The 1,495-nt window shown below is 35.3% G+C and carries 2 protein-coding genes; one reads left to right on the top strand and one right to left on the bottom strand.

From position 1 onward, the window contains the following. The first annotated feature begins 262 nt into the window (after positions 1-262). Positions 263-892 (top strand): CatB-related O-acetyltransferase, encoded by a 630-nt coding sequence (locus F6K13_RS32765; protein ID WP_124145284.1) that lies wholly within the window; start codon positions 263-265, stop codon positions 890-892. Positions 893-1,263: 371 nt separating this feature from the next. On the opposite strand, the gene F6K13_RS32760 is transcribed toward F6K13_RS32765, so the two are convergent. After that, a partial coding sequence (locus F6K13_RS32760; RefSeq protein ID WP_287289870.1) for a hypothetical protein occupies positions 1,264-1,495 on the bottom strand: 232 nt, incomplete at its 5' end.

Below are 1,495 nucleotides of genomic sequence, written 5' to 3'. Positions count from 1 at the left end.
TTAGAGTTTTCAAGCCAATTTAGGAGAATGGTGCTGGGAAAAATCGCCTTCTTACACCGCTCCACCCACTATCTTTGAAACATAGTGAAGATAATTAGTTTAGACAAGAGTCGCTCCACTTATGAACTACTCTTTTTTTCATACTATTTATCAAAAGTCACCATCAAAATAACAAAAGTTATTCAATACTTATACCATTTCAACAATTGCTATAAAAACTTTTATTGCTAAACTTTGAAGAAGATTATAACTATCAAAAAATATGAATAACGGTCCTGACCCTAACCTTAAATATCCAATACCTAATCAAACTCGATTAGTCTATTTAAAGAACATTATTAAAAATCCCAACATCATTGTCGGAGACTATACTTACTACGACGATTTTGAGAATCCAGAGAATTTTGAGCGTAATGTTCTCTATAATTTTGATTTTATTGAAGATCAATTAATTATTGGTAAATTCTGCTCTATTGCCTCTGATGTAAAGTTTATTATGAATGGAGGAAATCATCGTACTGACTGGTTGACAAATTATCCTTTTCCTGTGTTTGGAGAAGGTTGGGAAAAAGCAATGCCGGACTCGTGGCCAGACAAAGGAAATACTGTTATTAGTAACGATGTTTGGATTGGTTATGGAGCGATAATTATGCCTGGTATTCAAGTAGGAGATGGGGCAATTATAGCGACAAATTCTGTGGTGACAAAGAATGTTGAACCATACAGTATTGTTGGTGGAAATCCTGCTAAAGAAATTCGTAAAAGATTTGAGGAAGCTATTATTAAAGAATTGCTAGAGATTAAATGGTGGGATTGGGAAATTGAGAAAATTACTCGTAATTTACAGGCGATTTGTGGATCGGATATTAATGAATTGCGTGAGACTGTTTGAGTTTTATTTTGTAGCTATTTAAAAAGCCAAATATGTGAATAACTAAAAATTTTGGCGTTGGTAAAGCGCGTGTATAATATTAATCTTAATTACTTAGGAGTCAAGAGTCAGGAGAGAATAAAGAAGAAGAAAAAGGATTAGAAGGAGTAGAAAGAGAAAGTTTTTTGGTGGCGTAAAGGGAACGGAATTCTATAAAGCTCTTATCCGGACATGATATCATACCTCAAATTACCAACGCCAAAATTTTATATGATCAGCTTTTTATCCTCAGCGTAATATTTTATAGGTACTAGCGATCGCTTTTACTTATATTTATACTTTTATTAGTAGCGATCGCTCATAAAATTGATTGTCACTATGCTCCGAAAGTGCTAAGTCATATCAAATCCCCTCGGTTTCGGTCTAAAAAAATGTTCCATCACAGCGCCATTGCCAAATCTTTCTTGATCTCCCCATCTCCCCATCTTCCCCTCCTGGGAGGGGTTATACCAAGGGTGAAAAAAGAATGTGTTCGAATAGTAACAGGAATAAAAAGACAAATGCAGGATATGTCCTTTGACAAAGTGGTCGATCTTCGGAGCTTCCCGTAGGGTGGGATGGCGT

The sequence above is a fragment of the Okeania sp. SIO2B9 genome, assembly GCF_010672505.1.
Lineage (GTDB): Bacteria > Cyanobacteriota > Cyanobacteriia > Cyanobacteriales > Microcoleaceae > Okeania > Okeania hirsuta.
The sequence above is the reverse complement of the archived record's forward strand: the minus strand, read 5'-3'. Positions and strand labels throughout refer to the sequence as shown.

Coding starts and splice junctions, on each gene's coding strand:
- F6K13_RS32765 (WP_124145284.1), top strand. CDS start 263: ATGAATAACGGTCCTGACCCTAACCTTAAATATCCAATACCTAATCAA.